This is a genomic window from Microbacterium sp. NPDC090003 (assembly GCF_044748385.1).
Lineage (GTDB): Bacteria > Actinomycetota > Actinomycetes > Actinomycetales > Microbacteriaceae > Microbacterium.
Genome location: NZ_JBIVFW010000001.1, coordinates 90346 through 113739, shown reverse-complemented (window position 1 = coordinate 113739; position 23394 = coordinate 90346). Strand labels below are relative to the sequence as shown.

General features: G+C 66.9%; 23 protein-coding genes. 9 read left to right on the top strand and 14 right to left on the bottom strand.

Features of this window, described 5'->3' with window-relative positions:
* Window positions 1-17: 17 nt before the first annotated feature.
* From uvrB to rpsA, 4 genes are all read right to left on the bottom strand, one after another.
* Window positions 18-2090 (bottom strand): excinuclease ABC subunit UvrB, encoded by a 2073-nt coding sequence (uvrB, locus tag ACIPVN_RS00530; protein WP_400438147.1) that lies wholly within the window; start codon window positions 2088-2090, stop codon window positions 18-20.
* 61 nt (window positions 2091-2151) lie between these two features.
* Window positions 2152-3363: an MFS transporter gene (locus ACIPVN_RS00525; RefSeq protein WP_400438145.1), complete on the bottom strand. Its 1212-nt coding sequence runs from the start codon at window positions 3361-3363 to the stop codon at window positions 2152-2154.
* Window positions 3360-3959 (bottom strand): dephospho-CoA kinase, encoded by a 600-nt coding sequence (gene coaE, locus ACIPVN_RS00520; protein WP_400438143.1) that lies wholly within the window; start codon window positions 3957-3959, stop codon window positions 3360-3362. Before coaE ends, ACIPVN_RS00525 begins: the two co-directional genes overlap by 4 nt.
* 79 nt (window positions 3960-4038) lie before the next feature.
* Window positions 4039-5493, bottom strand: a complete 1455-nt coding sequence (gene rpsA / locus ACIPVN_RS00515) for a 30S ribosomal protein S1 (RefSeq protein ID WP_400438141.1) — start codon at window positions 5491-5493, stop codon at window positions 4039-4041.
* 198 nt (window positions 5494-5691) lie between these two features.
* Here rpsA and ACIPVN_RS00510 point away from each other — a divergent pair, with 198 nt between their 5' ends.
* The gene (locus tag ACIPVN_RS00510) at window positions 5692-6627 is read left to right on the top strand and encodes a 5'-3' exonuclease H3TH domain-containing protein (protein ID WP_400438139.1); all 936 of its coding nucleotides are present in this window, start codon (window positions 5692-5694) and stop codon (window positions 6625-6627) included.
* Window positions 6628-6630: 3 nt separating this feature from the next.
* Here the strand turns inward: ACIPVN_RS00510 and ACIPVN_RS00505 are convergent, their stop codons facing one another.
* Complete coding sequence (locus ACIPVN_RS00505) at window positions 6631-7617, bottom strand: PHP domain-containing protein (protein WP_400438137.1); 987 nt, start codon at window positions 7615-7617, stop codon at window positions 6631-6633.
* A gap of 8 nt (window positions 7618-7625) precedes the next feature.
* Window positions 7626-8690: an anthranilate phosphoribosyltransferase gene (gene trpD / locus ACIPVN_RS00500; RefSeq protein WP_400438135.1), complete on the bottom strand. Its 1065-nt coding sequence runs from the start codon at window positions 8688-8690 to the stop codon at window positions 7626-7628.
* A gap of 288 nt (window positions 8691-8978) precedes the next feature.
* Between trpD and ACIPVN_RS00495 the strand changes: the two genes are divergently transcribed.
* From ACIPVN_RS00495 to ACIPVN_RS00465, 7 genes are all read left to right on the top strand, one after another.
* Window positions 8979-9536, top strand: a complete 558-nt coding sequence (locus tag ACIPVN_RS00495) for a heme-copper oxidase subunit III (RefSeq protein ID WP_400443267.1) — start codon at window positions 8979-8981, stop codon at window positions 9534-9536.
* A gap of 20 nt (window positions 9537-9556) precedes the next feature.
* Window positions 9557-10357 (top strand): c-type cytochrome, encoded by an 801-nt coding sequence (locus ACIPVN_RS00490; RefSeq protein ID WP_247622113.1) that lies wholly within the window; start codon window positions 9557-9559, stop codon window positions 10355-10357.
* A gap of 36 nt (window positions 10358-10393) precedes the next feature.
* Window positions 10394-11470: a Rieske 2Fe-2S domain-containing protein gene (locus tag ACIPVN_RS00485; RefSeq protein WP_400438132.1), complete on the top strand. Its 1077-nt coding sequence runs from the start codon at window positions 10394-10396 to the stop codon at window positions 11468-11470.
* Window positions 11467-13281: a cytochrome bc complex cytochrome b subunit gene (locus tag ACIPVN_RS00480; RefSeq protein ID WP_400438130.1), complete on the top strand. Its 1815-nt coding sequence runs from the start codon at window positions 11467-11469 to the stop codon at window positions 13279-13281. Before ACIPVN_RS00485 ends, ACIPVN_RS00480 begins: the two co-directional genes overlap by 4 nt.
* A 78-nt stretch (window positions 13282-13359) precedes the next feature.
* Window positions 13360-13773 (top strand): RidA family protein, encoded by a 414-nt coding sequence (locus ACIPVN_RS00475; protein ID WP_400438128.1) that lies wholly within the window; start codon window positions 13360-13362, stop codon window positions 13771-13773.
* The gene (locus tag ACIPVN_RS00470) at window positions 13770-14318 is read left to right on the top strand and encodes a GNAT family N-acetyltransferase (protein ID WP_400438126.1); all 549 of its coding nucleotides are present in this window, start codon (window positions 13770-13772) and stop codon (window positions 14316-14318) included. Before ACIPVN_RS00475 ends, ACIPVN_RS00470 begins: the two co-directional genes overlap by 4 nt.
* A 40-nt stretch (window positions 14319-14358) precedes the next feature.
* Window positions 14359-14778 carry a rhodanese-like domain-containing protein gene (locus ACIPVN_RS00465; RefSeq protein WP_400438124.1) on the top strand — a complete coding sequence of 140 codons (420 nt, stop codon included), beginning with the start codon at window positions 14359-14361 and terminating at the stop codon, window positions 14776-14778.
* 49 nt (window positions 14779-14827) lie between these two features.
* Here the strand turns inward: ACIPVN_RS00465 and ACIPVN_RS00460 are convergent, their stop codons facing one another.
* The 5 genes from ACIPVN_RS00460 to ACIPVN_RS00440 form a co-directional block, all read right to left on the bottom strand.
* Window positions 14828-15262, bottom strand: coding sequence for a cytochrome c oxidase subunit 4 (locus ACIPVN_RS00460; RefSeq protein WP_400438122.1), 435 nt, complete (start codon window positions 15260-15262; stop codon window positions 14828-14830).
* Window positions 15263-15265: 3 nt separating this feature from the next.
* Complete coding sequence (gene ctaD, locus ACIPVN_RS00455; protein WP_400438120.1) at window positions 15266-16999, bottom strand: cytochrome c oxidase subunit I; 1734 nt, start codon at window positions 16997-16999, stop codon at window positions 15266-15268.
* Window positions 17000-17002: 3 nt separating this feature from the next.
* On the bottom strand, window positions 17003-17902 hold the full coding sequence (gene coxB, locus ACIPVN_RS00450; RefSeq protein ID WP_400438118.1) for a cytochrome c oxidase subunit II: 900 nt from the start codon (window positions 17900-17902) through the stop codon (window positions 17003-17005).
* 97 nt (window positions 17903-17999) lie between these two features.
* Window positions 18000-18362, bottom strand: coding sequence for an iron-sulfur cluster insertion protein ErpA (gene erpA / locus ACIPVN_RS00445; RefSeq protein WP_247622104.1), 363 nt, complete (start codon window positions 18360-18362; stop codon window positions 18000-18002).
* Between the two features lie 102 nt (window positions 18363-18464).
* Complete coding sequence (locus tag ACIPVN_RS00440) at window positions 18465-19874, bottom strand: dipeptidase (RefSeq protein ID WP_400438115.1); 1410 nt, start codon at window positions 19872-19874, stop codon at window positions 18465-18467.
* A gap of 46 nt (window positions 19875-19920) precedes the next feature.
* Here ACIPVN_RS00440 and ACIPVN_RS00435 point away from each other — a divergent pair, with 46 nt between their 5' ends.
* Complete coding sequence (locus tag ACIPVN_RS00435) at window positions 19921-20493, top strand: DUF3043 domain-containing protein (RefSeq protein WP_400438113.1); 573 nt, start codon at window positions 19921-19923, stop codon at window positions 20491-20493.
* A 64-nt stretch (window positions 20494-20557) separates the two neighbouring features.
* Here ACIPVN_RS00435 and ACIPVN_RS00430 read toward each other — a convergent pair whose 3' ends face one another.
* From ACIPVN_RS00430 to hisD, 3 genes are read right to left on the bottom strand one after another with little or no spacing between them, the layout of a single operon-like run.
* Complete coding sequence (locus ACIPVN_RS00430) at window positions 20558-21598, bottom strand: quinone-dependent dihydroorotate dehydrogenase (RefSeq protein ID WP_400438111.1); 1041 nt, start codon at window positions 21596-21598, stop codon at window positions 20558-20560.
* Window positions 21599-21608: 10 nt separating this feature from the next.
* A complete protein-coding gene (nrdR, locus tag ACIPVN_RS00425) occupies window positions 21609-22079 on the bottom strand; it encodes a transcriptional regulator NrdR (protein WP_400438109.1) in 471 nt (156 codons plus the stop codon).
* A 9-nt stretch (window positions 22080-22088) separates the two neighbouring features.
* The gene (hisD, locus tag ACIPVN_RS00420; RefSeq protein ID WP_400438107.1) at window positions 22089-23393 is read right to left on the bottom strand and encodes a histidinol dehydrogenase; all 1305 of its coding nucleotides are present in this window, start codon (window positions 23391-23393) and stop codon (window positions 22089-22091) included.
* Between the last annotated feature and the right edge of the window lies 1 nt (window position 23394).

The following is a 23394-nucleotide window of genomic DNA, read 5'->3' as shown; positions in this document are numbered from 1 at the left end:
TCACCTACCGAACACCCTCAGGCGTGTCCGGCCCGCTCCATGGCGCGCAGTTCCTTCTTGAGGTCCTGCACCTCGTCGCGAAGGCGCCCTGCCAGCTCGAACTTGAGCTCGGCGGCGGCGGCCAACATCTGATCCGAGAGGTCTTGGATCGTCGCTTCCAGCTGCTGCGCTCCCTCCGCCGCGATTCCCGTACGTCGGAGGTTCGGGGTGGGCGACTTTCCCTTGCCCGTCGCACGCCCCCTCCCCGACATCAGCTCGGCGGTGTCCGCACCCTCGCGAGCCAGAACGGCGGTGATGTCGGCGATCTTCTTACGCAGCGGCTGCGGATCGATCCCGTGCTCCTTGTTGTATGCGACCTGCTTCTCGCGTCGACGATCGGTCTCCTCGATCGCCTTCGCCATCGAGTCGGTCATCTTGTCGGCGTACATGTGGACCTCGCCCGACACGTTTCGCGCCGCACGCCCGATGGTCTGGATGAGCGACGTGCCGGAGCGCAGGAAGCCCTCCTTGTCGGCATCGAGGATCGCCACGAGCGACACCTCGGGAAGATCGAGGCCCTCGCGCAGGAGGTTGATTCCGACCAGAACGTCGTACACCCCGGAACGCAACTCGCTCAGCAGCTCGACACGGCGCAGGGTGTCGACGTCGGAGTGCAGGTAGCGGACGCGAACCCCGTGCTCCCCAAGGAAATCCGTCAACTCCTCGGCCATCTTCTTGGTCAGGGTCGTCACGAGGATGCGCTCGTCGCGCTCGACGCGCAGACGGATCTCCTCGAGCAGGTCGTCGATCTGTCCCTTCGAGGGCTTAACGATGATCTCTGGATCGACCAGACCCGTCGGGCGGATGATCTGCTCGACGATCCCGTCGGCGATCCCCATCTCGTACTTCCCCGGCGTCGCGGAGAGGTAGACGGTCTGTCCGATGCGGTTCTTGAACTCGTCCCAGCGGAGCGGACGGTTGTCCATCGCGCTCGGCAGACGGAATCCGTGATCGACGAGCGTGCGCTTGCGCGAGGCATCGCCCTCGTACATCGCACCGATCTGGGGCACGGTGACGTGCGACTCGTCGATCACGAGGAGGAAGTCGTCCGGGAAGAAGTCGAGCAGGGTGTGCGGCGGCTCTCCCGGAGCGCGACCGTCCATGTGCCGCGAGTAGTTCTCGATCCCCGAGCAGAATCCGAGCTGCTGCAGCATCTCGAGATCGAAGGTGGTGCGCATACGCAATCGCTGCGCTTCGAGTAGCTTGCCCTGCTTCTCGAATTCGGCGAGGCGCTCTTCCAGCTCGGTCTCGATCGTGCCGATCGAGCGCTGGATCACATCGGTTCCCGCGACGTAGTGCGACGCGGGGAAGATCGGCACCGCGTCGAGCTTCTCGATCACCTCGCCGGTGAGCGGGTGAAGGGAGTACAGCGCTTCGATCTCGTCACCGAAGAGTTCGATGCGGATCGCGTGCTCCTCGTAGACGGGAATGATCTCGATCGTGTCGCCCCGCACGCGGAAGTTGCCCCGCGAGAAGTCGACGTCGTTGCGGTTGTACTGCATCGCGATGAACTGGCGGATGAGCGCGTCGCGGTCGTACCGCTCCCCCACCTGCAGGGCGACCATGGCACGGAGATACTCCTCGGGAGCACCGAGTCCGTAGATGCAGGAAACGGTCGAGACCACCACGACGTCGCGTCGGCTGAGCAGCGAGTTCGTGGTCGAGTGCCGCAGCCGTTCGACCTCGGCGTTGATGGATGAGTCCTTCTCGATGAAGGTATCGGTCTGCGGGACGTACGCTTCCGGCTGGTAGTAGTCGTAGTAGGAGACGAAGTACTCGACCGCGTTGTTCGGCATGAGCTCGCGGAACTCGTTCGCGAGCTGAGCCGCGAGCGTCTTGTTGTGCGCGAGGACGAGGGTGGGGCGCTGCACCTGCTCGACGAGCCATGCGGTCGTCGCCGACTTTCCCGTACCCGTGGCCCCCAGCAGCACGACGTCCGTCTCGCCGGCATTGATGCGCGCGGCGAGCTCGGCGATGGCCTGGGGCTGATCACCGGCGGGCGCGTATTCGCTGATGACCTCGAACGGGCGAACGCTGCGGGTGGTTTCCATACGTCCAGCGTAGGCGGGGTCACCGACATCGGGGTCCGCTTCCCCTTCGGGCGAACGGCTGTCACACTCTTCCGGATGGAGACGTGCGCAGGGCGACCGCCGCGATCACCGCGGATGCAGCGCACATCGCGAGGATGCCGACAATGAACCACTCCCACCCCATCCCTCCGAAGACGAGACCGAGGGTCCACCCGAACAGGCTCGATCCGGCGTAGTAGCCGAAATAGTAGAGCGACGAGGCCTGCGCGCGCACGGCCGGATCGGCATCCGTCGGAACCCACCCAGAAGCGATCGCATGCGCACCGAAGAACCCGGCGGTGAACAGCACGAGTCCGGTCAGCACCAGCCCTGTGCTCGGCGTCGCCATCAGTACCGCGCCCGATGCGGTGACGCCGATCGAGACCAGGAGCACCGGGTAGCGTCCGAACCTGCTGGCCAGCGATCCGGCCCAGGGTGAGGAGACCGTTCCGGCGAGGTAGGCCACGAACAGCAGGGTCACCAGCCAGGCCGGGAGGAGGAACGGTGGAGCCGCGAGATGGAAGCCGAGATAGTTGTAGACCGCGACGAAGGCGCCCATCAGCAGGAAACCCTGCGCGTAGAGGGCGAGCTGTGGCGCGGAACGCAGCGGACGCAGAAGTCGCGCGAGGATCCCGGGGCCGCCCCCTCGCGCCGAAGGAAGGAAGCCGCGGGCGCGCGGCGTGAGCCAGAGGAACAGAACGGCGCAGACGATGCAGACAGCGGCGACTCCCCAGACTCCCGCACGCCAACCGCCCTCCTCTCCGAAACCGCCGGCGACGAGACGCCCCGTCAGCCCGCCGAGCGTGGTACCCGCGATGTAGCTGCCCGCCGCCGCCGCCGCGTGCGAGGAGCGAACCTCTTCACTCAGGTACGCGAGGGCGACGGCGGGCACGGCGCCCAGCGCGATGCCCTCCCCCAGCCGCAGGACGAGCAGCGGGAGGATGCCGTCGCTCAGCGGCGCGCAGATGCCGAGCACGGTGGCGATGATCACCCCCGTCGCCATGGCGGGGATCCGTCCGATCCGATCGGCGACCATCGACCAGGGGACGACGGCCGCCGCCAGCCCGAGCGTTGCGGCCGACACGCTCAGCGCCGCCGATGCCGGCCCGATCCGGAGGTCGGAGGCGATCTGCGGGAGGACTGCCTGGGTGGCGTAGAGCTGAGCGAATGTCGCGACGCCCGCGAAGAAGAGCCCGATGATCAACCGGCGATACTCCCGTGATCCCGGAGCATGGCCGGTGAACGGTTCACTCACCGTGCGCGGATCCGCTCCCACAGGGCGTCGGTGCGGGCTTCGGTCTCATCGAGAGATCCGGAGGTGTCGATCACCGCGTCGGCGATCGCGAGACGCTGGTCATCGGAGACCTGGGCGTCGATGCGCTCCTTCGCGGACTTCGGGTCCATTCCGCGAATCTCGACGAGGCGGCGCAGCCTCTCCGTCTCGGGAGCGTGCGCCACGACGATGAGGTCCCAGGGGTCGTCGACGCGCGCCTCCACCAGGAGAGGGACGTCGTAGACGACGATCGCGTCCTCATCGGCTGCGAAGGCCTCTTCGAAGCGCCGCTGGGACTCGGCGCGAACGGCCGGGTGCACGATGGCGTTCAGGGCGAGGAGCCGCTCGGGATCGCCGAAGACCTGGGCACCCAATGCCGGGCGGTCCAGCGACCCATCGGCGGCGATGACGCCGTCACCGAACTCCCGAGCGATTCGACCGAGCACGCGGCTGCCCGGCGCCTGGACGTCGCGCACGATCTGATCCGCATCGACGAGGATCGCGCCGTGCGAGGCGAGTCGTCGGGCGATGGTCGACTTCCCGGACGCTATGCCGCCGGTGAGCGCGATGAGGGGCATGGTCTCCATCCTGTCACGCGGGAGAACGCGGAACGGGCCGCCACCCGAAGGTGACGACCCGTTCTTGACGTGATGCTGCTTAGGCGTTGCCACCCGAGAGCTTCTCGCGGAGAGCCGCGAGCGCCTCGTCGTCGGCAAGCGTGCCCGCGCCAGCGGCCTCGCTCGAGAACGACTGTCCGCCGAAGTCCTCTCCGGCCGCAGCCTCGGCCTCGGCCGCCTTGGTGACCTGAGCCTTGTGCGCCTCCCAGCGAGCCTGGGCCGCAGCGTACTCCTGCTCCCATGCCTCGCGCTGGGCGTCGAAGCCTTCCTTCCACGCACCGGTCTCGGCGTCGAAGCCCTCCGGGTACTTGTACTCGCCGTTCTCGTCGTACTCGGCGACCATTCCGTAGAGGGCCGGGTCGAACTCGGTGCCGTTGGGGTCGACGGACTCGTTGGCCTGCTTCAGCGACAGCGAGATGCGACGACGCTCGAGGTCGATGTCGATGACCTTGACGAACACCTCTTCGCCGACGGAGACGACCTGCTCGGCCAGCTCGACGTGCTTGCTGGAGAGCTCGGAGATGTGAACGAGGCCCTCGATGCCGTCTGCGACGCGCACGAACGCACCGAACGGGACGAGCTTCGTGACCTTACCCGGGGTGACCTGACCGATCGCGTGGGTACGGGCGAAGACCTGCCACGGGTCCTCCTGCGTCGCCTTCAGCGACAGGGAGACGCGCTCGCGGTCGAGGTCGACCTCGAGGATCTCGACGGTGACCTCCTGGCCGACCTCGACGACCTCGGAGGCGTGCTCGATGTGCTTCCAGGACAGCTCGGAGACGTGCACGAGGCCGTCCACGCCGCCCAGGTCGACGAACGCACCGAAGTTGACGATCGACGAGACGACACCCTTGCGGACCTGACCCTTGTGAAGGTTGTTCAGGAACGTGGTTCGCGACTCCGACTGCGTCTGCTCGAGCAGCGCGCGGCGGCTGAGCACGACGTTGTTGCGGTTCTTGTCGAGCTCGAGGATCTTGGCCTCGATCTCCTGGCCGAGGTACGGCGTGAGGTCGCGGACGCGGCGGAGCTCGATGAGCGAAGCCGGGAGGAAGCCCCGGAGGCCGATGTCGACGATGAGGCCACCCTTGACGACCTCGATGACGGTGCCGGTGACGACGCCGTCGTTCTCCTTGATCTTCTCGACGTCTCCCCAGGCGCGCTCGTACTGCGCACGCTTCTTGGAGAGGATCAGACGGCCTTCCTTGTCCTCCTTCTGGAGGACGAGGGCCTCGACCAGGTCGCCGACGGCGACGACCTCGTTGGGGTCGACGTCATGCTTGATGGAGAGCTCGCGCGAGGGGATGACACCCTCGGTCTTGTAGCCCACATCGAGGAGGACCTCGTCGCGGTCGATCTTGACGATCGTGCCCTCGATGATGTCGCCATCGTTGAAGAACTTCAGGGTCTTCTCGACCGCGGCCAGGAAGTCCTCAGCAGATCCGATGTCGTTGATGGCGACCTGCTTGGTGGCCGGGGCGGTCGTTGCGGTAGTCATGTAGTGGGTTGTCCTTGTGAATGGAAACTCAGGCTGTGAACAGCGACCGCGCACGGTCGGTATCCTGCTTCACAGCGATTGGATTGGTGTGATCGTCACGAGCGCATGCGCATGCACGCCACGAGTGACGCTTCAGATTACCAGATCTCGGGATGCGGCGGGGAGTCGGGCGTCGGATGCCCGTGCGAGACTGTCCCCGTGACCGATCGCCTGATGCTGCTCGATACCGCCAGCCTCTATTTCCGCGCGTTCTACGGGGTGCCCGACAGCGTCACCGCGCCGGACGGTTCCCCCATCAACGCCGCCCGGGGTCTCCTCGACATCGTCGCAAAGCTCGTCACGCTCTACGAACCCGCCCAGATCATCGCCTGCTGGGACGACGACTGGCGGCCTCAGTGGCGCGTCGACCTCATTCCGAGCTACAAGGGCCACCGCGTCGTCGAGGTCGTGGCGGATGCCCCCGACGTCGAAGAGGTGCCCGACCCGCTCGAGGCGCAGATCCCTCTCATCCGACAGACGCTCGAAGCCCTCGACATCCCCATCATCGGCGTCGCCGCCCACGAGGCCGATGACGTGATCGGCACGCTCGCCACGGCATCCGCTCTTCCTGTCGACATCGTCACCGGGGATCGCGATCTCTTCCAGCTCGTCGACGACGCGCGAGACGTCCGTGTGATCTACACCGCCCGCGGAATGAGCAATCTCGAGATCGTGACCGACGCGACCGTCGTCGCCAAGTACGGCGTCCTGCCCAGCCAGTACGCCGACTTCGCGACGATGCGCGGCGACGCCTCGGACGGCCTCCCCGGCGTCGCCGGCGTGGGCGAGAAGACCGCGGCGACGCTCCTCCACGCCCACGCCGATCTCGACGGCATCCGTGCAGCAGCGACCGCCGGCGAGGGGATGAGCGCCGGCGTCCGCGCGAAGATCCTCGCCGCGAGCGACTATCTCGACGTCGCTCCCACCGTCGTCGCGGTCGCCACCGGACTCGACATCTCCGCGCCGGGCACGCCACTGCATCCGCTCGACGACGTCGCGCGCGACGCAGCCGGCGCTCTCGCCGAGGAATGGAATCTGACGTCCTCGATGAACCGCGCGATCGCAGCGATCGATAAGGTCGCAGGCTCCGCCTGACCGTCATTCCGCCCAGGCGAGCAGACGCTCGAGCCCCCAGGTGCTCACGATCCGGGACGCCGGCACCCCCGCGCGCTCCGCTCGCTCGGCGCCGTGGTCGAGAAGCGACAGCTGCCCGGGAGCGTGCGCATCCGAGTCGATCGAGAAGAGGCATCCGGCTTCGAGAGCCAGTGCGATCAGCTCGTCCGGAGGATCCTGACGCTCCGGGCGGGAGTTGATCTCGACGGCGACACCGTTCTCGGCACAGGCCGCGAACACGGCGGCCGCGTCGAACTCCGAGGGCGGGCGCGTGCCGCGCTCGCCCTGCACCAGGCGTCCCGTGCAATGGCCGAGCACATTCACGCGGGGGTGCGCCACCGCCGCGACCATCCGGCGGGTCATGGCACGGGCGTCCATCCGCAGCTTCGAGTGCACGGACGCGACGACGATGTCCAGATCACCGAGAAGCCCGTCCTCCTGGTCGAGCAACCCATCGTCGAGGATGTCGACCTCGATGCCGGCCAGGAGCGTGAATCCGTCACCCGACTCGGCCCGCACGAGGGGGATCTGCTCGCGCAATCGCTCCGCCGAGAGCCCGCGCGCCACCCGCAGTCGCGGCGAATGATCGGTGATCGCCTGGTACTCGTGTCCCTGCGCGCGCGCCGCGGCCGCCATCACTGAGATGGACGTCGTTCCGTCCGACCAGTCGGTGTGCGCATGGAGATCGCCGCGCAGTTTCCGCCGCAGGGCGGAGACGCGCTCGGGCTCCACGTCGCCGCGGAGCTCGATCAGATAGTCGGGGACCATGCCCTCCTGCGCCTGACGGATCACCGAGAAGGTCGACACACCGATGCCCGGGGCCGCGCGGAGACGGTTCGGATCAGTGCGCACGTCCGCCGGCAAGGACTCGAACGTCGCGGCCGCCTGCCGGAATGCCTTGGCCCGATATCTCGACGCCCGCTCGCGCTCGAGCAGCGACGCGATCTCGAGCAGTGCGGCGATCGGTTCCATGATGCGCCTCAGCTTGCGGCGAGCTCCCGGCTCACGCCGATCCACTCGTCGAGCTTCGACAGCGCCCGCCCGTCGTCGATCGCCGCGGCCGCACGCTCGTACGCGCTACGCAGGCGTTCGAGGATCGGACGCTGCACCTGAGCCGCGTCCTGCGAGAGCTCGAACGCGACGATCCCGGCGGCAGCGTTCAGCAGCACGATGTCGCGCACCGCGCCGCTCTCCCCCTCCAGCGTGCGACGCAGGATGGTCGCGTTGTGCTCCGGCGACCCTCCGAGAAGGTCCGAGAGTTCGGCGAGCGGGATGCCGAGGTCACGCGGATCCAGATCGTGCTCGTGCACATCTCCCCGGGTGACCTCCCAGATCCGGCTGTGTCCGGTGGTCGTGAGTTCGTCGAGTCCGTCGTCGCCGCGGAAGACGAGCGCCGTGGCGCCGCGTGTGCGGAACACGCCCGTGATCAGGGGCACGCGCTCGAGCTGCGCCACACCCACGGCGTTCGCCTCGGCGCGGGCCGGATTGCAGAGAGGGCCGAGCATGTTGAACACAGTGGGCACGCCGAGCTGCGATCGCACGGCTCCCGCGTGCTTGAAACCGGGGTGGAACGCGCCCGCCCAGGCGAAGGTGATCCCCGTGCGGTCGAGGATGGACGCCACGGCGGTCGGATCGAGCGTGAGCTCGAGTCCGAGAGCACCGAGCACATCGGAGGACCCCGAGGCCGAACTCGCCGCCCTGTTGCCGTGCTTCACGACCGGGATGCCCATCGCGCCGATGATGACGGCTGCGGTCGTCGAGACGTTCACCGTGCCGACACGGTCACCACCCGTGCCGACGATGTCGAGTACGTCCGGCGACACCGGGAGCGGGACGGCGGCTTCGAGGATCGCATCGCGGAAACCGACGATCTCGTCGATGGTCTCGCCCTTCGCGCGCAACGCGATGAGGAATCCCGCCAGTTGGGCCTCGCTGACATCGCCCCGCATGATCTGACGCATGGCCCACGTCGACTCCCAGACGCTGAGGTCGCGACGCTCCAGGAGAGTGGTGAGCACATCGGACCAGGTCAGGGATTCAGCCATGTGTGCGATCCTATCGGCGCCGAGAAAACGTGCATCTCGTCTGTCACGGATGCCGATGGCCGGAGCACCCGCGATTTCCCGCGGATTCACCGACGATTCGCAGTGTTTTCTTAGGGTTACCTAAGTCAAAAGCTGGCGAATCGAGGCGTCCGGGTGCAAGAATCACCCCCGGGAATCGGCCATAATGGAACGGTGACGACCTCAGCGACGTATGCCCCGGCGGCGAGAACCATCAAGCGGCCCAACCCGGTAGCTGTCGGCACCATTGTGTGGCTCGGCAGTGAAGTGATGTTCTTCGCGGGACTCTTCGCGATCTATTTCACGCTCCGAAGCACCTCCCCCGAGCTCTGGGCTGACCGGACCGAACTGCTGAACGTGCCGTTCGCATTCGTGAACACCGCGATCCTCGTGCTCTCGTCGTTCACCTGCCAGATGGGCGTCTTCGCGGCCGAGGACCTCCAGGCCTACAAGATCGGCAAGGGCCAGAAGAACGGCGCCGGCCGTCGTCGCCTGTTCGGCTGGGGCATGGTCGAGTGGTTCTTCCTCACCTTCGCCCTCGGTGCGATCTTCGTCTCGGGTCAGGTCTGGGAGTACGCCCAGCTCGTCGCCGAGGGGATGCCCATCAGCGCCGACTCGTACGCTTCCGCGTTCTACCTGACCACCGGCTTCCACGCACTGCACGTGACGGGTGGGCTGGTCGCGTTCCTGCTCGTCATCGGGCGCGCATTCGCCGTCAAGAACTTCCGGCACAAGGAGGCGACCTCCTCGATCGTGGTGTCCTACTACTGGCACTTCGTCGACGTCGTCTGGATCGTGCTGTTCGTCGTAATTTACTTCCTGAAATAAGAGCGGAGCTGATCCCCGAGATGGCACGAGAGAAGAAGCGCCGTTCTGGCGGTCGTCGCAGCCCCCTGGCTGCCGCGGCCCTCATCGGAGCGGGCCTGATGATCACCGGCGCCGTGTACGCCGGAGCATCCGCGGCCTTCGCCGCGACCGACACACAGACCGCCGCGACGACGCTGACCGTCGAGGACGGCGAGAAGCTGTTCCAGGCGAACTGCGCCACCTGCCACGGCCTCGACCTGCAGGGCACGCCCAACGGCCCGAGCCTCTACGGTGTGGGCGAACTCGCCACCGAGTTCCAGCTCTCCACGGGCCGCATGCCGCTGCAGATGCAGGGACCGCAGGCCCCCCAGAAGGAGCCGCAGTTCACCGAGGACCAGATCCTCGCGATCTCGTCGTTCGTGCAGTCCACGGCCCCCGGCCCGACCTTCCCCGAGGAGCGCATCCTCGACGGCGAAGGCGACGTGGCCCACGGAGCCGAGCTCTTCCGCGTCAACTGCGCGATGTGCCACAACGTGGCCGCCGCCGGTGGAGCGCTCACCGAGGGCAAGTATGCCCCCGCACTGACCGAGACCAGCGCGCTGCACATGTACGCAGCGATGGTGACGGGTCCCCAGAACATGCCGGTCTTCGGTGACATGAACCTGTCGGACGAAGACAAGCGCGACATCATCTCGGCTCTCCTGTACCAGCAGCAGTCCGTGCAGATCGGCGGGTTCTCCCTCGGATCGCTCGGACCTGTCTCCGAGGGCCTGTTCGTCTGGATCTTCGGCATCGGCGCACTCGTCGCCATCACCGTGTGGATCACGGCGAAGTCCAACTGACGCTAAATCATCGAAGAGGAACGTACGAGGAGCACCATGGCACACGACGACGACTCGCAGGCTCTTGACAGGGCCTACCAGCCCTCTCCGGGGCTGGGCGTCGCAGTCAGCGACCCTGTGCAGAACCCGGGCCTGCCGCCGCACCGCGAGCGGATGACCGACAAGGACCCGCGCGCGGAGAAGGCCGCGGTCCGCACTGTCTACACGCTGTTCTACTTGTCTCTCGCGGGCAGCATCTGGGCGGTCGCCGCCTACATGCTGTTCCCGATCGAGAGCGGCGCTCTCATCGACATCCGTCAGAACAACCTCTTCATCGGACTCGGCATCGCTCTCGCGCTGCTTTCCCTCGGCATCGGAGCGATCCACTGGTCGAAGGCGCTCATGTCCGACAAGGAGCACATCGAGCACCGTCACCCCACGCGGGGCAAGGACTCGACCCGTGAGGCCGTGATCAAGGCGTTCTCCGAGGCTAACGAGGAGTCCGGCTTCGGGCGCCGCACGATGATCCGCAACTCGCTGTTCGCAGCCCTCGTTGCGTCGATCATCCCCGGCGTCACGCTGTTCCGAGGCCTGGCGCCCCATGCCACCCCGGAAGACCCGTACGCGGGCGACCCGGTGCACCTGCTCAAGCACACCATGTGGGAAGAGGGCATGCGCCTCGTCCGCGACCCGGACGGCACGCCGATCCGCGCCGCCGATGTCACGCTCGGCTCCGCCTTCCACGTGATCCCGGCCGACCTGGCCGAGCTGAGCCACCACGACGGATACCTCGAGGAGAAGGCGAAGGCGATCGTGCTGATGATGCGTCTGCGCCCCGAGCAGCTGATCGAGGCCGAGGACCGCAAGGATTGGTCGTACGACGGCATCGTCGCGTACTCCAAGGTGTGCACCCACGTCGGATGCCCGGTCGCGCTCTACGAGCAGCAGACCCACCACCTCCTCTGCCCCTGCCACCAGTCGCAGTTCGATGTGACGGATCACGCCAAGGTCATCTTCGGACCGGCCGCGCGCCCGCTGCCTCAGCTGCCCATCACCGTCGACGACGAGGGCTACCTCGTCGCGCGCAGTGACTTCACCGAGCCCGTCGGCCCGAGCTTCTGGGAGCGCCATTGAGCACCGCAACGCTGTCCAAAGAGGACAAGGACACCAAGGCGCCTCTCGGCGGCCGATTCGTCGGCGCCGCGTCGAACTACATCGATGAGCGCACGAGCCTCTCCGGCTTCGTCAAAGAGCTGGGACGCAAGATCTTCCCCGACCACTGGTCGTTCATGCTCGGTGAGATCGCCCTGTGGAGCTTCGTCGTGGTGTTCCTGTCCGGAACCTTCCTGACGTTCTTCTTCCAGGCATCGATGGTCGAGACCCACTACACCGGTGCGTACGCACCGATGCGCGGCATCGAGATGTCCGCGGCGCTCGAGTCGTCGCTCCACATCTCGTTCGACCTCCGTGGCGGTCTCCTCGTCCGTCAGATCCACCACTGGGCCGCCCTGGTCTTCGTGGCCGGCATCGGCGTGCACATGCTCCGCGTGTTCTTCACCGGCGCGTTCCGCAAGCCGCGCGAGCTCAACTGGGTGATCGGCTTCGTGCTGTTCATCCTCGCTCTCGCGGAGGGCTTCACGGGCTACTCCCTCCCCGACGACCTGCTCTCGGGTAACGGTCTCCGCATCATCGACGGCATGGTCAAGGGGCTCCCGCTCATCGGCACGTGGACCTCGTTCCTCCTCTTCGGAGGTGAGTTCCCCGGCACCGACATCGTCGGACGCCTGTACTCCCTGCACATCCTGCTGCTGCCGATGCTGGTGATCGCCCTGATCGCCGTGCACCTCATGCTCATGATCGTCAACAAGCACACGCAGTTCGCCGGCCCGGGCCGCACGAACGATAACGTCGTGGGCTACCCGATGATGCCGGTCTACATGTCGAAGATGGGCGGTTACCTGTTCATCGTCTTCGGCACCATCGTGCTGATCGCGACGTTCTTCCAGATCAACCCGATCTGGAACTACGGCCCCTACGACCCGTCCCCCGTGTCGGCCGGAACCCAGCCCGACTGGTACATCGGCTTCGCGGACGGCGCGCTGCGTCTGGCGCCGTCGAACTGGGACGTCGTCTTCCTCGACCACACCTGGTCGTTCGGCATCCTCGTTCCGGTCGCCGTGCTCGGACTCTTCATCGTCGCCGTCGCGATCTACCCGTTCATCGAGGCGTGGATCACCGGTGACAAGCGCGAGCACCACATCGCCCAGCGTCCGCGCAACGCGGCGACCCGCACCGCCATCGGCGTCGCCGGTGTCGTCTTCTACGCCGTGCTCTGGGCTGCAGCCTCGTCCGACCTCATCGCGACGCACTTCATGCTCACGATGGAGGGTGTCATCCACACGCTCCAGGCGCTGCTGTTCCTCGGACCGATCCTTGGATACTTCGTGACCAAGCGCATCTGCATCGCGCTGCAGAAGAAGGACCGCGAGATCGTCCTCCACGGCTTCGAGTCGGGTCGCATCGTCCGCCTTCCCGGAGGCGAGTTCATCGAGGTGCACCAGCCGGTCGATCAGTACGACCGGTGGAAGCTCATCGACGTCGACGGCTACGAGCCGCTCGTGGTGCGCCCCAACGCCAAGGGCCGCATCCCGTGGACGGAGAACCTCCGGTCGTCGATGTCGCGCTGGTTCTTCGAAGACCGCCTCGCGCCGCTCACCCAGGCCGAGGTCGCAGCCGCCGATGCGCACCAGCACCACGTCACGGCTCAGGACGAGGAGACCGAGGCAGCCGAGATCCAGGGCGCTCACGAGCGCGCCGGATTCCCGGATGCCCCGCTCGAGGCGACCGAGGATCACGTCGACGAGACGCCGAACACTCCGAGCACGGTCATCGCGACCGAGCCCGTGAAGAAGCCGCGCAAGAAGCAGTCGGAGGACGGCGAGTAACGTCCCGCCACTCCTCCTCTCGAAGGGCCCTGTCCACGCGGACAGGGCCCTTCGATGTTGCCGTGGGAGGATCGGAGTATGACGTCTGTAGTCCGACTCATCCGTTCCGACTCCCTCGCCGACACCCCGTATGCCTACGCCGCGACAGCTCCCGCCGACGCTCGCCTCATCTTTCTAGCCGGCGCCTGCCCGCTCGAGGACGATGGCAGCACGGCCGCCCCGGGCGATTACGCCGCACAGGCTGCGCGCTGCGTCGAGACCCTGCAGGGCGCCCTCGCCGCTTCAGGCGCCTCACTGACAGACGTCATCAGCACGCGCGTACTGGTGGCCTCCACGCGCCAGGCTGACCTCGTCACGGCCTGGAACGTCGTCGAAGCGGCATTCGGTTCGCACGATGTTCCTAGCACTCTTCTCGGAGTCACGGTGCTCGGGTACGACGATCAGCTGGTCGAGATCGAGGCGATCGCCGCGGTGCAGGGAGACCGACGATGAAAGACACCATCCGAACCGCGCTCCCCGCCGACGCCGAACACCTGCAGGCGATCGAGTCGGCGGCGGATGCTCTCCTCGTCGAGGTTCTCGGCGCCTGGGAGTGGCCCGGAGCCGAGGACGGCACAGCCCGCCTCGCTGCTCCGGGGTTCATCCTGATCATCGAGGACGACACCACCCACTCCCCCGTCGGCTTCGTGCACGTGCTCGACGCGGACGGACACGCGCACCTCGAACAGCTGTCGGTGCTCCCCTCGGCAGGGAGACGGGGGCACGGGCGCTCTCTCGTGCGCGCCGCGCTGCGTGAGGCGCACGAACGCGGGTACTCCCGCATCACTTTGCGCACCTACGCCGAGGTGCCCTGGAACGCTCCGTTCTACGCCACCTGCGGGTTCCTCGAGAGCCTCCCCGAGACCGCTTTCCAGCGAGCGTTGATCGACGCCGAAGCGGAGCTCGGGATCGATCGCTACGGTCGCAGAGTCCAGATGACGGCCGAGCTCGACGACGGGGCGCACCTGGCTGGAAAAGACCCACAGCCGACCGATTGACGAGCGCGGACAGACCTGCGTCTCTCCTACTCTGAAAGACATGATCGATCGCGCCGACTACTTCTCCGCCAAGCTCGCCTACGAGACCGACGCCAGTGATGTCCACGCCGATCTTCGAGCGGGGCGGCCGCTGGTCGTGATCGACGTGCGCTCCGCCGAAGCCTGGGCACAAGGACGCGTTGCCAGGGCGACGCACATGCACTACAGCGAGATCGAGACGCGGGCGCCTGCGGAGATCCCTGTCGGCAGCGAGGTCGTCGTCTACTGCTGGAGTCCCGGGTGCAACGCCGGCGCCAAGGCCGCCCTCGCGTTCGCCCGCCTCGGTTACACGGTGCGCGAGATGATCGGTGGATTCGAGTACTGGGCGCGCGAAGGCTATCCGGTGGAGGATGCGGATGGCGTGCACCGTCGGCCGGTCGACCCGCTCACCGGAATCCCCCGGGTACGTAGCCGCGCCTGACGCGAAAGAGGCCCCCAGGATTCCCTGGGGGCCTCTTTCGTGCGCTCGATCAGCGAGCGAAGTTACCGCGGTAGTACTCGTACACCCAGCCGACGATCGCGACGACGAAGATCGCCAGGCCGATCGGCAGGAGGAAGTGTCCGACGGCCAGACCGACCACGAAGACACCGGCGGAGGCGGCCAGCACCAGGGGCCACCACGACCACGGGCTGAACTCGCCGAGCTCGGGGTCGCCGTCGTCGATGTCCGACGTGAGGATGTCCTCCGGCAGCTCACCGCCCTGCGCGTTGTGCGTGCGGTCGAGGTAGAAAGCGATCATCGCTCCCATGAAGGCGGCGAAGAACAGCGCGGTCGTGCCGACCCACTCGATCCGCATGGCGAAATTGTCGTTCGGCGTTGCGAGGATGTGCCAGCCGGTGTAGATCACTCCGACGAGGGCGAAGAAGGCGGTGAGAATCCACCAGAGGATGACGTTGTCGCGCATGGCTCAGTGGACCTCTCGCTCGCCCGGAGCCGTGGTGGCGAACTCCGCTGCTTCGGGGTGATTCAGATCGAAGGCCGGACGCTCGCTGCGGATGCGCGGGATCGACGTGAAGTTGTGACGCGGCGGCGGGCAGGAGGTCGCCCACTCGAGCGATGCTCCGTAGCCCCACGGGTCGTTGACGGTGACCTTCGGCGCCTTGCGGGCCGTGATCCAGACGTTCAGGAAGAACGGCAGCATGGACGCACCGAGGATCATCGCACCGATCGTGGAGACCTGGTTCTGCCAGGTCCAGCCATCGGCCGCGGAGTAGTCGGCGTAGCGACGCACCATACCGTCGACGCCCAGCCAGTGCTGGATGAGGAACGTCATGTGGAAGCCGATGAACAGCATCCAGAAGTGCACGTAGCCGAGACGCTCGTTGAGCATGCGTCCGGTCCACTTCGGCCACCAGAAGTAGAAGCCGGCGAACATCGCGAACACGACGGTTCCGAAGACGACGTAGTGGAAGTGCGCCACGACGAAGTAGGAGTCCGACAGCGCGAAGTCCAGCGGAGGGGCCGCGAGGATGACACCCGTCAGACCACCGAAGACGAACGAGACGAGGAAGCCGAGCGAGAAGACCATCGGGGTCTCGAAGGTCACGGACCCTCGCCACATCGTGCCGATCCAGTTGAAGATCTTCACACCCGTCGGCACCGCGATGAGCATCGTCATCAGCGCGAAGAACGGCAGCAGCACGGATCCGGTGACGTACATGTGGTGCGCCCACACCGCCACGGAGAGCGCGGCGATCGCGATCGTCGCGTAGACGAGCGTCTTGTATCCGAAGATCGGCTTACGGCTGAACACCGGGAAGATCTCCGAGACGATGCCGAAGAACGGCAGGGCGATGATGTACACCTCGGGGTGTCCGAAGAACCAGAACAGGTGCTGCCAGAGCAGGACACCGCCGTTGGCCGGGTCGTAGATGTGAGCACCGAGCACGCGGTCGGCGCCGGCGGCGAAGATCGCGGCCGCGAGGACCGGGAAGGCCATCAGGATCAGAAGGCTCGTGACGAGCGTGTTCCAGGAGAAGATCGGCATGCGCCACATCGTCATACCCGGTGCGCGCATCGTGATGATCGTTGTGATGAAGTTCACCGCGCCGAGGATGGTGCCGAATCCGGAGATTCCGAGGCCGAGCATCCACAGGTTTCCACCCGCTCCGGGCGAGAAGGAGGCGCTTGCGAGGGGCTGGTAGGCGAACCATCCGAAGGATGCCGCACCCTGAGGGGTGAGGAAGCCGGCGACGGCGATCGTCGATCCGAACAGGAAGAGCCAGAAGGCGAAGGCGTTCAGACGCGGGAACGCGACGTCGGGAGCACCGATCTGCAGGGGCAGGATCGCGTTGGCGAAGCCCGCGAACAGCGGCGTCGCGAACATCAGCAGCATGATCGTGCCGTGCATCGTGAACAGCTGGTTGTACTGCTCCTTCGTCGGGATGATCTGCATACCCGGAGCGAACAGCTCGGCGCGGATGACCAGGGCCATCACGCCCCCGAGGAGGAAGAACAGCACCGAGGCGATGAGGTACATGTACCCGATCGTCTTGTGGTCAGTGGAGGTGATCCACTTGACGACGATGTTGCCCTTCTGCTCGACGCGCGAGGAGCTCATGAGAGAGGCCTGACGCGGGGGCAGAGTCGTGGGACGGGAGCGGTGCGCCTCGTCGGTACGGGGTGCTTCAGTCGTCGACATGGCTTACTCCTCTCCTTCTTCGGAGTCGTTCTTCGGGGTCGTTCCGGGGTAGTTCGACAGACGGTCGTAAGCGTCCGTGATGTCTCCCGTGTTGCCCTGGTCCTTCAGGGTCTCGAGGTACGCGTCGTACTCGTCCTGCTCGACGACCTTCACGTTGAAGAGCATCATCGAGTGGTACTCGCCGCAGAGCTCGGCGCACTTCCCTGCGTACTCCCCCACGCGGGTGGGGATGAACGACCAGGAGTTGTCCTTCCCGATGTACATGTCCTTCTTGTAGAGGAAGTCGATGATCCAGAAGGAGTGGATGACGTCGCGGGACTGCAGCTTGATCGTGACCTTCTGGTCGACCGGGAGCACCAGGGTCGGCAGCTGCGACTGGTCGATGTTGCCCTCGGCATCGGGCTGGGCCTGAATACCCATCGTCCAGACGGTGTCGTCCTCGGAGTCGGCGTCGTACTGGAAGTCCCACGCCCACTGCTTCGCGATCGCAGTGATCTCGACGTCGGGGTCATCCCACTGCGTCTCGATCGCGGCCTGGTCGCGTGCGGTGAAGAAGAACATTCCGAGCACGAGGATCAGCGGCACGATCGTGTAGAAGATCTCGATCGGCATGTTGTAGCGCATCTGGACGGGAAGACCCGTCTGGCCCTTGCGACGGCGGTACGCGATCGCGGCCCAGGCCATGAGGCCCCAGGTGATCACACCGACGGCGAGAAGGACGATCCAGGAGTTCACCCAGAGCGACGACACACGCTCGGTCTGGTTGGTGGCAGCGGGGCCATCATCGACGAAGCCGGGGAGATAGCCGTTCAGCTCGGCGGTGGTACATCCCGCCAGGGCCACAGCTGCCGCGACTCCCAGAGGGAGTGCGGCCCAACGAAGGCGGCGGCGTTTCGAGGGCACGATGCACCTTTCAGATTGCGGATAGGGCACACCCAAGTCTAGAGCAACCTCACACCCGATTCATGCCAACCACGCAGGTTGGCGGAGCCGATAAGCGTCAGTGGAAGCTGTCGCCGCAGGCGCAGCTGCCGGCCGCGTTGGGGTTGTCGATCGTGAAGCCCTGCTCCGAGATCGAATCCTTGAAATCGATGGACGCACCGTCGAGGTACGGCACGCTCATGTTGTCGACGATGACCTCGACGCCGTCGAAATCGACGGTCTCGTCACCCTCGAGATAGCGCTCGTCGAAGTAGAGCTGGTAGATCAGGCCGGAGCATCCGCCGGGCTGCACGGCGACGCGCAGACGGAGGTCGTCGCGGCCCTCCTGCTCGAGCAGGTTCTTCACCTTGGTCGCTGCCGCGTCGGTGAGGCTGATGCCGTGGGCCTTGGTGGTCTCTGAGGTCAGGGTGGTGTCGCTCATGTCGCTCCTTGTGACGGGCCGCAGTCGCACGGCTTTCCCCGTAATTCTACCGCCGTCGTCGGCGAAGTCGGCGGGATCCGGTGAGAACCGTGCGACTCGCCGTCACTGGGGCAGTGTGAGAGCGTTCATCCGCGCCAGCAGCAGCGCCTCGGTCGCGACCGCGTTGCGGAAGGTGTCGAGGTGAAGCGACTCGTTCGGACTGTGCGCACGTGAGTGCGGATCCTCGACCCCGGTGACGAGGATCTGCGCTTCGGGGAACTCCCGCACCAGATCGGCGATGAACGGGATGGATCCGCCGACGCCCAGGTCCACCGGCGGAACGCCGTACCCATCGCGCATCGCGTCGCGCGTCAGGGCGACGGCCCACCCGGAGGTGTCGACGAGGAAGCCGTTGCCCAGGTCGACGTCGGAGAACGTCAGCTCGGCGCCGAACGGCGCGTGCGCACGCAGGTGACGTTCCAACGCCTCGTATGCTTCCTGCCCGGTCTGGCCCGGCGCGACCCGGGCGCTGATGACGACCGTCACTTCCGGGAGGAGCGTGTTGGATGCAGCGGCCACGCTCGTGGCGTCGATGCCGATCACGGTGACCGACGGCTTGTTCCAGATGCGGCTGAGAATCGTGCCCCCGCCGATCGGCGACGTGCCAGGCAGGAGGCCGGCTTCATCGCGCAGCGTCTCCTCGGTGTACTCCGGCGTCGCGGCGTCTCTCTCCGTCATCCCGTCCACGGCCACCGAGCCGTCATCGTTCCACAGCGTCGAGAGGAGCGTGACCGTCGCCATCATCGCGTCGGGCACCGCGCCGCCGAACATGCCCGAGTGCGAGGCGTGGTCGAGGGTGCGGACACGCATCGTGAACCGAGCGTTCCCCCGTAGCGAGACGGTGAGTCCCGGCGTGGTCGAATCCCAGTTGCCCGAGTCGGCGACGACGATCGCGTCGGCGCGCAGAGCGTCCTTGTTGTCGGACAGGAACTGCGCGAAGGAGCGCGAGCCGTATTCCTCCTCGCCTTCGATGAACATCGCGATGCCGAGGTCGAGGTCGTCTCCGATCACCTCCGCCACGGCGCGGATCGATGCGATGTGCGCCATGATGCCGGCCTTGTCGTCGGCCGCTCCTCGCCCGTACAGACGACCGTCACGCACCGTCGGCTCGAACGGAGGCGTCTCCCAGAGCGCGTCGTCCCCGGGGGGCTGCACGTCGTGGTGCGCGTAGAGCAGGATCGTCGGACGCCCGTTCCGAGCCGCCCGGGTCGCCAGGACGGCCGGCTGCCCCTGCTCGTCCGTTCCGGGGATGTCAGCACGGAGGATGCGCACCTCGTCGAAGACGCCGGTACCCGTCGCGAGCGCCGCCACGGCCTCGGCGCTGCGCACGAGCTGGGTCTGATCGAACGCCGGCCAGGCCATTCCCGGGATACGGACGAGGTGCCCGAGGTCCGACAGCGCGGCCGGGTTCCCGGTCGCCACCGCCTCGAGGATGTCCGGTTCGGAGACGGGGGGAATCTCAGCAGAGGTCATGCGAGTAATCTTAAGGTGATCCCCCGTCAGCGAACCGAGGAACCTCGTGGCCACTACTCCTGCATCCCCTTCGACGAACGACGACGCCCCCGAGACGCCCGCCGTCGGAAAGGGCCGGGCGACGCCGAGCCGCGCAGAACAGGAGGCGGCCCGCCGTCGCCCTCTCGTCGCCAACACCAAAGAGGCCAAGGCCGCCGCGCGCGCCGAGCTGAACGAGCGTCGAGCTCGCGCACAGGCCGGTATGGCCGCGGGTGAGGAGAAGTACCTCCCCGCCCGCGACAAGGGTCCGCAGCGTCGCTGGGTGCGCGACTACGTGGATGCCGGCTGGCACCCCGCCGAGTTCGTGATGGCCGTGATGGTGCTCGTGATCCTCGCGACGCTCGTGCCGTTCAGCACTCTGGTCTCCTACTACGCCTACCTCGTGATGATGGCGTACCTCGTCATCGCGATCGGCGGCATGATCCTCCTCGGCATCCGCGTCAAGCGCAAGGTCGCCGCGAAGTTCGGACAGGAGCGCATGGAACGCGGCCTCGGCTGGTACGCCGCGATGCGTTCGTTGCAGATGCGCTTCATGCGCCTGCCGAAGCCGCAGGTCAAGCGCGGCCAGTACCCCGACTGATCCACTCCCATACATGCGGAAACGCCTCGTCCCCTGCGGAGACGAGGCGTTTCGCGTACGGGCGTCAGCCCCGCGGCAGCGGTGAGCGGCCACGCAGTCCGCGATTGATCTGACGTGCCCAGAGCGGGCCGCGGTAGAGGAATGCCGTGTATCCCTGTACCAGCGTCGCGCCGGCCGCCAAACGCTCCTCGACGTCGGAGGAGGTCTCCACTCCCCCGACCGCGATGACGCAGAAGTCCGCAGGCACCGCGGCGCGCACGACACGCAGCACCTGGAGCGACCGTTCCTTGAGCGGCGCCCCCGACAGTCCACCGGCACCGGCCGCCGCGACGATCTCGGGGGCGGTGCGCAGTCCGTCGCGACTGATCGTGGTGTTGTGGGCGATGATCCCCGCGAGTCCCTCGGCTACCGCCATCTGAGCGATGGCCGTGATCTCCTCATCGGGGAGATCGGGGGCGATCTTCACCAGCAGCGGTGTCGTGCCCGAGGCGTCGCGCACCGCGCGCAGCAGCGGCGCCAGCGTCTCCACCGCCTGCAGACCGCGCAGTCCAGGCGTGTTCGGCGACGAGACGTTCACGGCGAGATAGTCGGCGAGCGGTGCGAGCCGGGTGGCCGAGGAGACGTAGTCCGCCGTCGCGTCCTCGACGTCGACGACACGGCTCTTTCCGATGTTCACGCCGATGACGGTGTTCGGGGCACCGCGCCGCAGACGCGCGAGCCGCCGAGCGGCCGCATCCGCCCCCTTGTTGTTGAAGCCCATCCGGTTGATCACCGCACGGTCGGGCACGAGCCGGAACAGCCGAGGCTTCGGGTTCCCGTCCTGCGGGATCGCCGTGATCGTCCCGACCTCGACGTGACCGAACCCGAGTGCGGCGAACCCCCGCACCCCGACCGCGTTCTTGTCGAACCCCGCGGCGATACCGAACGGAGAGGGGAACGTGAGCCCGAGGGCCTTCACCTGCAGCGACGGATCCGGACGTGTGAGCGATCGGGTGACGGTGGAGAACGGCGGCACGCCGAGAACACGGATCACCGCCATACCGGCGTGGTGGGCGAACTCGGGATCGAAGCGCGACAGGACAGCGCGGAAGAGCAGCGGATACATCACTGCCAGATTACCGCTCGGCGGACTCGGCCTTCGCGTGGTCTGCCCGGAGGTCGGTGATCGCGGATTCGAAATCCTCGAGCGAGTCGAAGGCCTGGTAGACGCTCGCGAAGCGGAGGAACGCCACCTCGTCGAGGTCGCGGAGCGGGCCGAGGATGGCGAGACCGATCTCGTTCGTGTCGAGCTGGGAGACTCCCGTCTGCCGGACGGCCTCTTCGACGCGCTGCGCCAGGATGGCGAGATCCGCTTCAGTGACCGGACGGCCCTGACAAGCCTTGCGCACACCCGAGATCACCTTCTCCCGGCTGAACGGCTCCATCACTCCCGATCGCTTGATCACGTTGAGGCTCGCGGTCTCGGTGGTCGTGAACCGCCCGCCGCACTCGGGGCACTGTCGGCGTCGGCGGATCGAGAGGCCGTCGTCGCTCGTGCGGGAGTCGATCACACGGGAATCGGGGTGACGGCAGAAGGGGCAGTGCATCCGTACAACCTACTCCGTGAATCGTGCTTCGATCGCCTCGCCGTGCGCGGGGAGGATCTCGCTGTTCGCCAACGCGACCACGCCGTCACGCACCTCGGCGAGAGCGGCCCGGTCGTAGGAGATCACCTGCTGCGGGCGCAGGAACGTGTACGCTCCGAGGCCCGGCGCATACCGCGCCTGTCCCCCCGTCGGCAGCACGTGGTTGCTGCCGGCCATGTAGTCGCCCAGGCTGACGGGCGTCTGGTCTCCGACGAAAACGGCGCCCGCGCTGGTGAAGGCGGATGCCGCGGCCTCGGCGTCGGTGAGGTGCAGTTCGAGGTGCTCGGGTGCGTACGCGTTGCTGAAGGCCACCGCCATGGCCCGATCGTCGACGAGCACGATCGCGGACTGCGGTCCGTCAAGAGCGATGGACACCCGCTCGCGGTGCCGGGTGGCCGCACCCTGGACCGCGACGTCGTGCGCCACACGAGTGGCGAGGTTTTCGGAATCGGTGACGAGCACCGCGGACGCCTGCTCATCGTGCTCGGCCTGGCTGACGAGGTCGGCAGCGACGAGGCGGGCGTCGGCGGAGGCGTCGGCGACGACGAGGATCTCGGTCGCTCCCGCCTCGGCATCCGTCCCGACCACTCCCGCGACCGCCCGCTTCGCGGAGGCCACGTAGTTGTTGCCCGGACCGGACACCACGTCGACGGGATCGAGCCCGACGCCGGGAACGCCCCACGCGAACGCACCGATCGCGCCGGCGCCTCCCATCGCGTAGACCTCGCTGATGCCGAGCAGCGCGGCCGCGCCGAGGATCGTCGGGTGGATGCGCCCATCTTGATCCGCTTGGGGTGGTGAGGCGAGGGCGATCTGCGAGACACCGGCGACCTGCGCCGGAACCACGTTCATGATGACGCTCGACGGATACACGGCCTTGCCCCCGGGGATGTACACACCCACCCGGTTGACGGGCTGCCATCGCTGCACGATGCGCGCCCCCGGACCGACGAGGGTCGTCTGATCCGCGGGCACCTGGGCAGCGGAAGCGAGGCGCACACGGCGGATCGCCTCTTCGAGTGCGGCGCGCACCTCGGGAGCGAGCATGTCGAGCGCTTCCGTGATGTGCGCGGCTGGAACGCGGATCGCGTGCTCGGTGACGTGATCGAAGCGCTCCGCCTGATCACGGAGCGCGGACTCCCCCTGCGTGCGCACGTCCTCGACGAGCCGGGCAGCCGTGTCGAGCGCCTCGGCGCGTGCCTGCGTCGCGCGCGGCACGGCCGCGAGCATGTCTGCCGGCGAGAGCTCGCGCCCCCGCAGATCGATGATTCGCACT

Bases quoted from the DNA above. Each gene is read 5' to 3' on its own strand.
- ACIPVN_RS00490 (WP_247622113.1), top strand. From the start codon at position 9,557: ATGGCACGAGAGAAGAAGCGCCGTTCTGGCGGTCGTCGCAGCCCCCTG.
- ACIPVN_RS00470 (WP_400438126.1), top strand. From the start codon at position 13,770: ATGAAAGACACCATCCGAACCGCGCTCCCCGCCGACGCCGAACACCTG.
- coaE (WP_400438143.1), bottom strand. From the start codon at position 3,959: ATGCCCCTCATCGCGCTCACCGGCGGCATAGCGTCCGGGAAGTCGACC.
- erpA (WP_247622104.1), bottom strand. From the start codon at position 18,362: ATGAGCGACACCACCCTGACCTCAGAGACCACCAAGGCCCACGGCATC.
- nrdR (WP_400438109.1), bottom strand. From the start codon at position 22,079: ATGCACTGCCCCTTCTGCCGTCACCCCGATTCCCGTGTGATCGACTCC.
- ACIPVN_RS00430 (WP_400438111.1), bottom strand. From the start codon at position 21,598: ATGTATCCGCTGCTCTTCCGCGCTGTCCTGTCGCGCTTCGATCCCGAG.
- ACIPVN_RS00505 (WP_400438137.1), bottom strand. From the start codon at position 7,617: ATGGAACCGATCGCCGCACTGCTCGAGATCGCGTCGCTGCTCGAGCGC.
- ACIPVN_RS00475 (WP_400438128.1), top strand. From the start codon at position 13,360: ATGACGTCTGTAGTCCGACTCATCCGTTCCGACTCCCTCGCCGACACC.
- ACIPVN_RS00485 (WP_400438132.1), top strand. From the start codon at position 10,394: ATGGCACACGACGACGACTCGCAGGCTCTTGACAGGGCCTACCAGCCC.
- trpD (WP_400438135.1), bottom strand. From the start codon at position 8,690: ATGGCTGAATCCCTGACCTGGTCCGATGTGCTCACCACTCTCCTGGAG.
- rpsA (WP_400438141.1), bottom strand. From the start codon at position 5,493: ATGACTACCGCAACGACCGCCCCGGCCACCAAGCAGGTCGCCATCAAC.
- ACIPVN_RS00460 (WP_400438122.1), bottom strand. From the start codon at position 15,262: ATGCGCGACAACGTCATCCTCTGGTGGATTCTCACCGCCTTCTTCGCC.
- ACIPVN_RS00440 (WP_400438115.1), bottom strand. From the start codon at position 19,874: ATGACCTCTGCTGAGATTCCCCCCGTCTCCGAACCGGACATCCTCGAG.
- ACIPVN_RS00495 (WP_400443267.1), top strand. From the start codon at position 8,979: ATGTTCTTCGCGGGACTCTTCGCGATCTATTTCACGCTCCGAAGCACC.
- ctaD (WP_400438120.1), bottom strand. From the start codon at position 16,999: ATGTCGACGACTGAAGCACCCCGTACCGACGAGGCGCACCGCTCCCGT.
- ACIPVN_RS00465 (WP_400438124.1), top strand. From the start codon at position 14,359: ATGATCGATCGCGCCGACTACTTCTCCGCCAAGCTCGCCTACGAGACC.
- uvrB (WP_400438147.1), bottom strand. From the start codon at position 2,090: ATGGAAACCACCCGCAGCGTTCGCCCGTTCGAGGTCATCAGCGAATAC.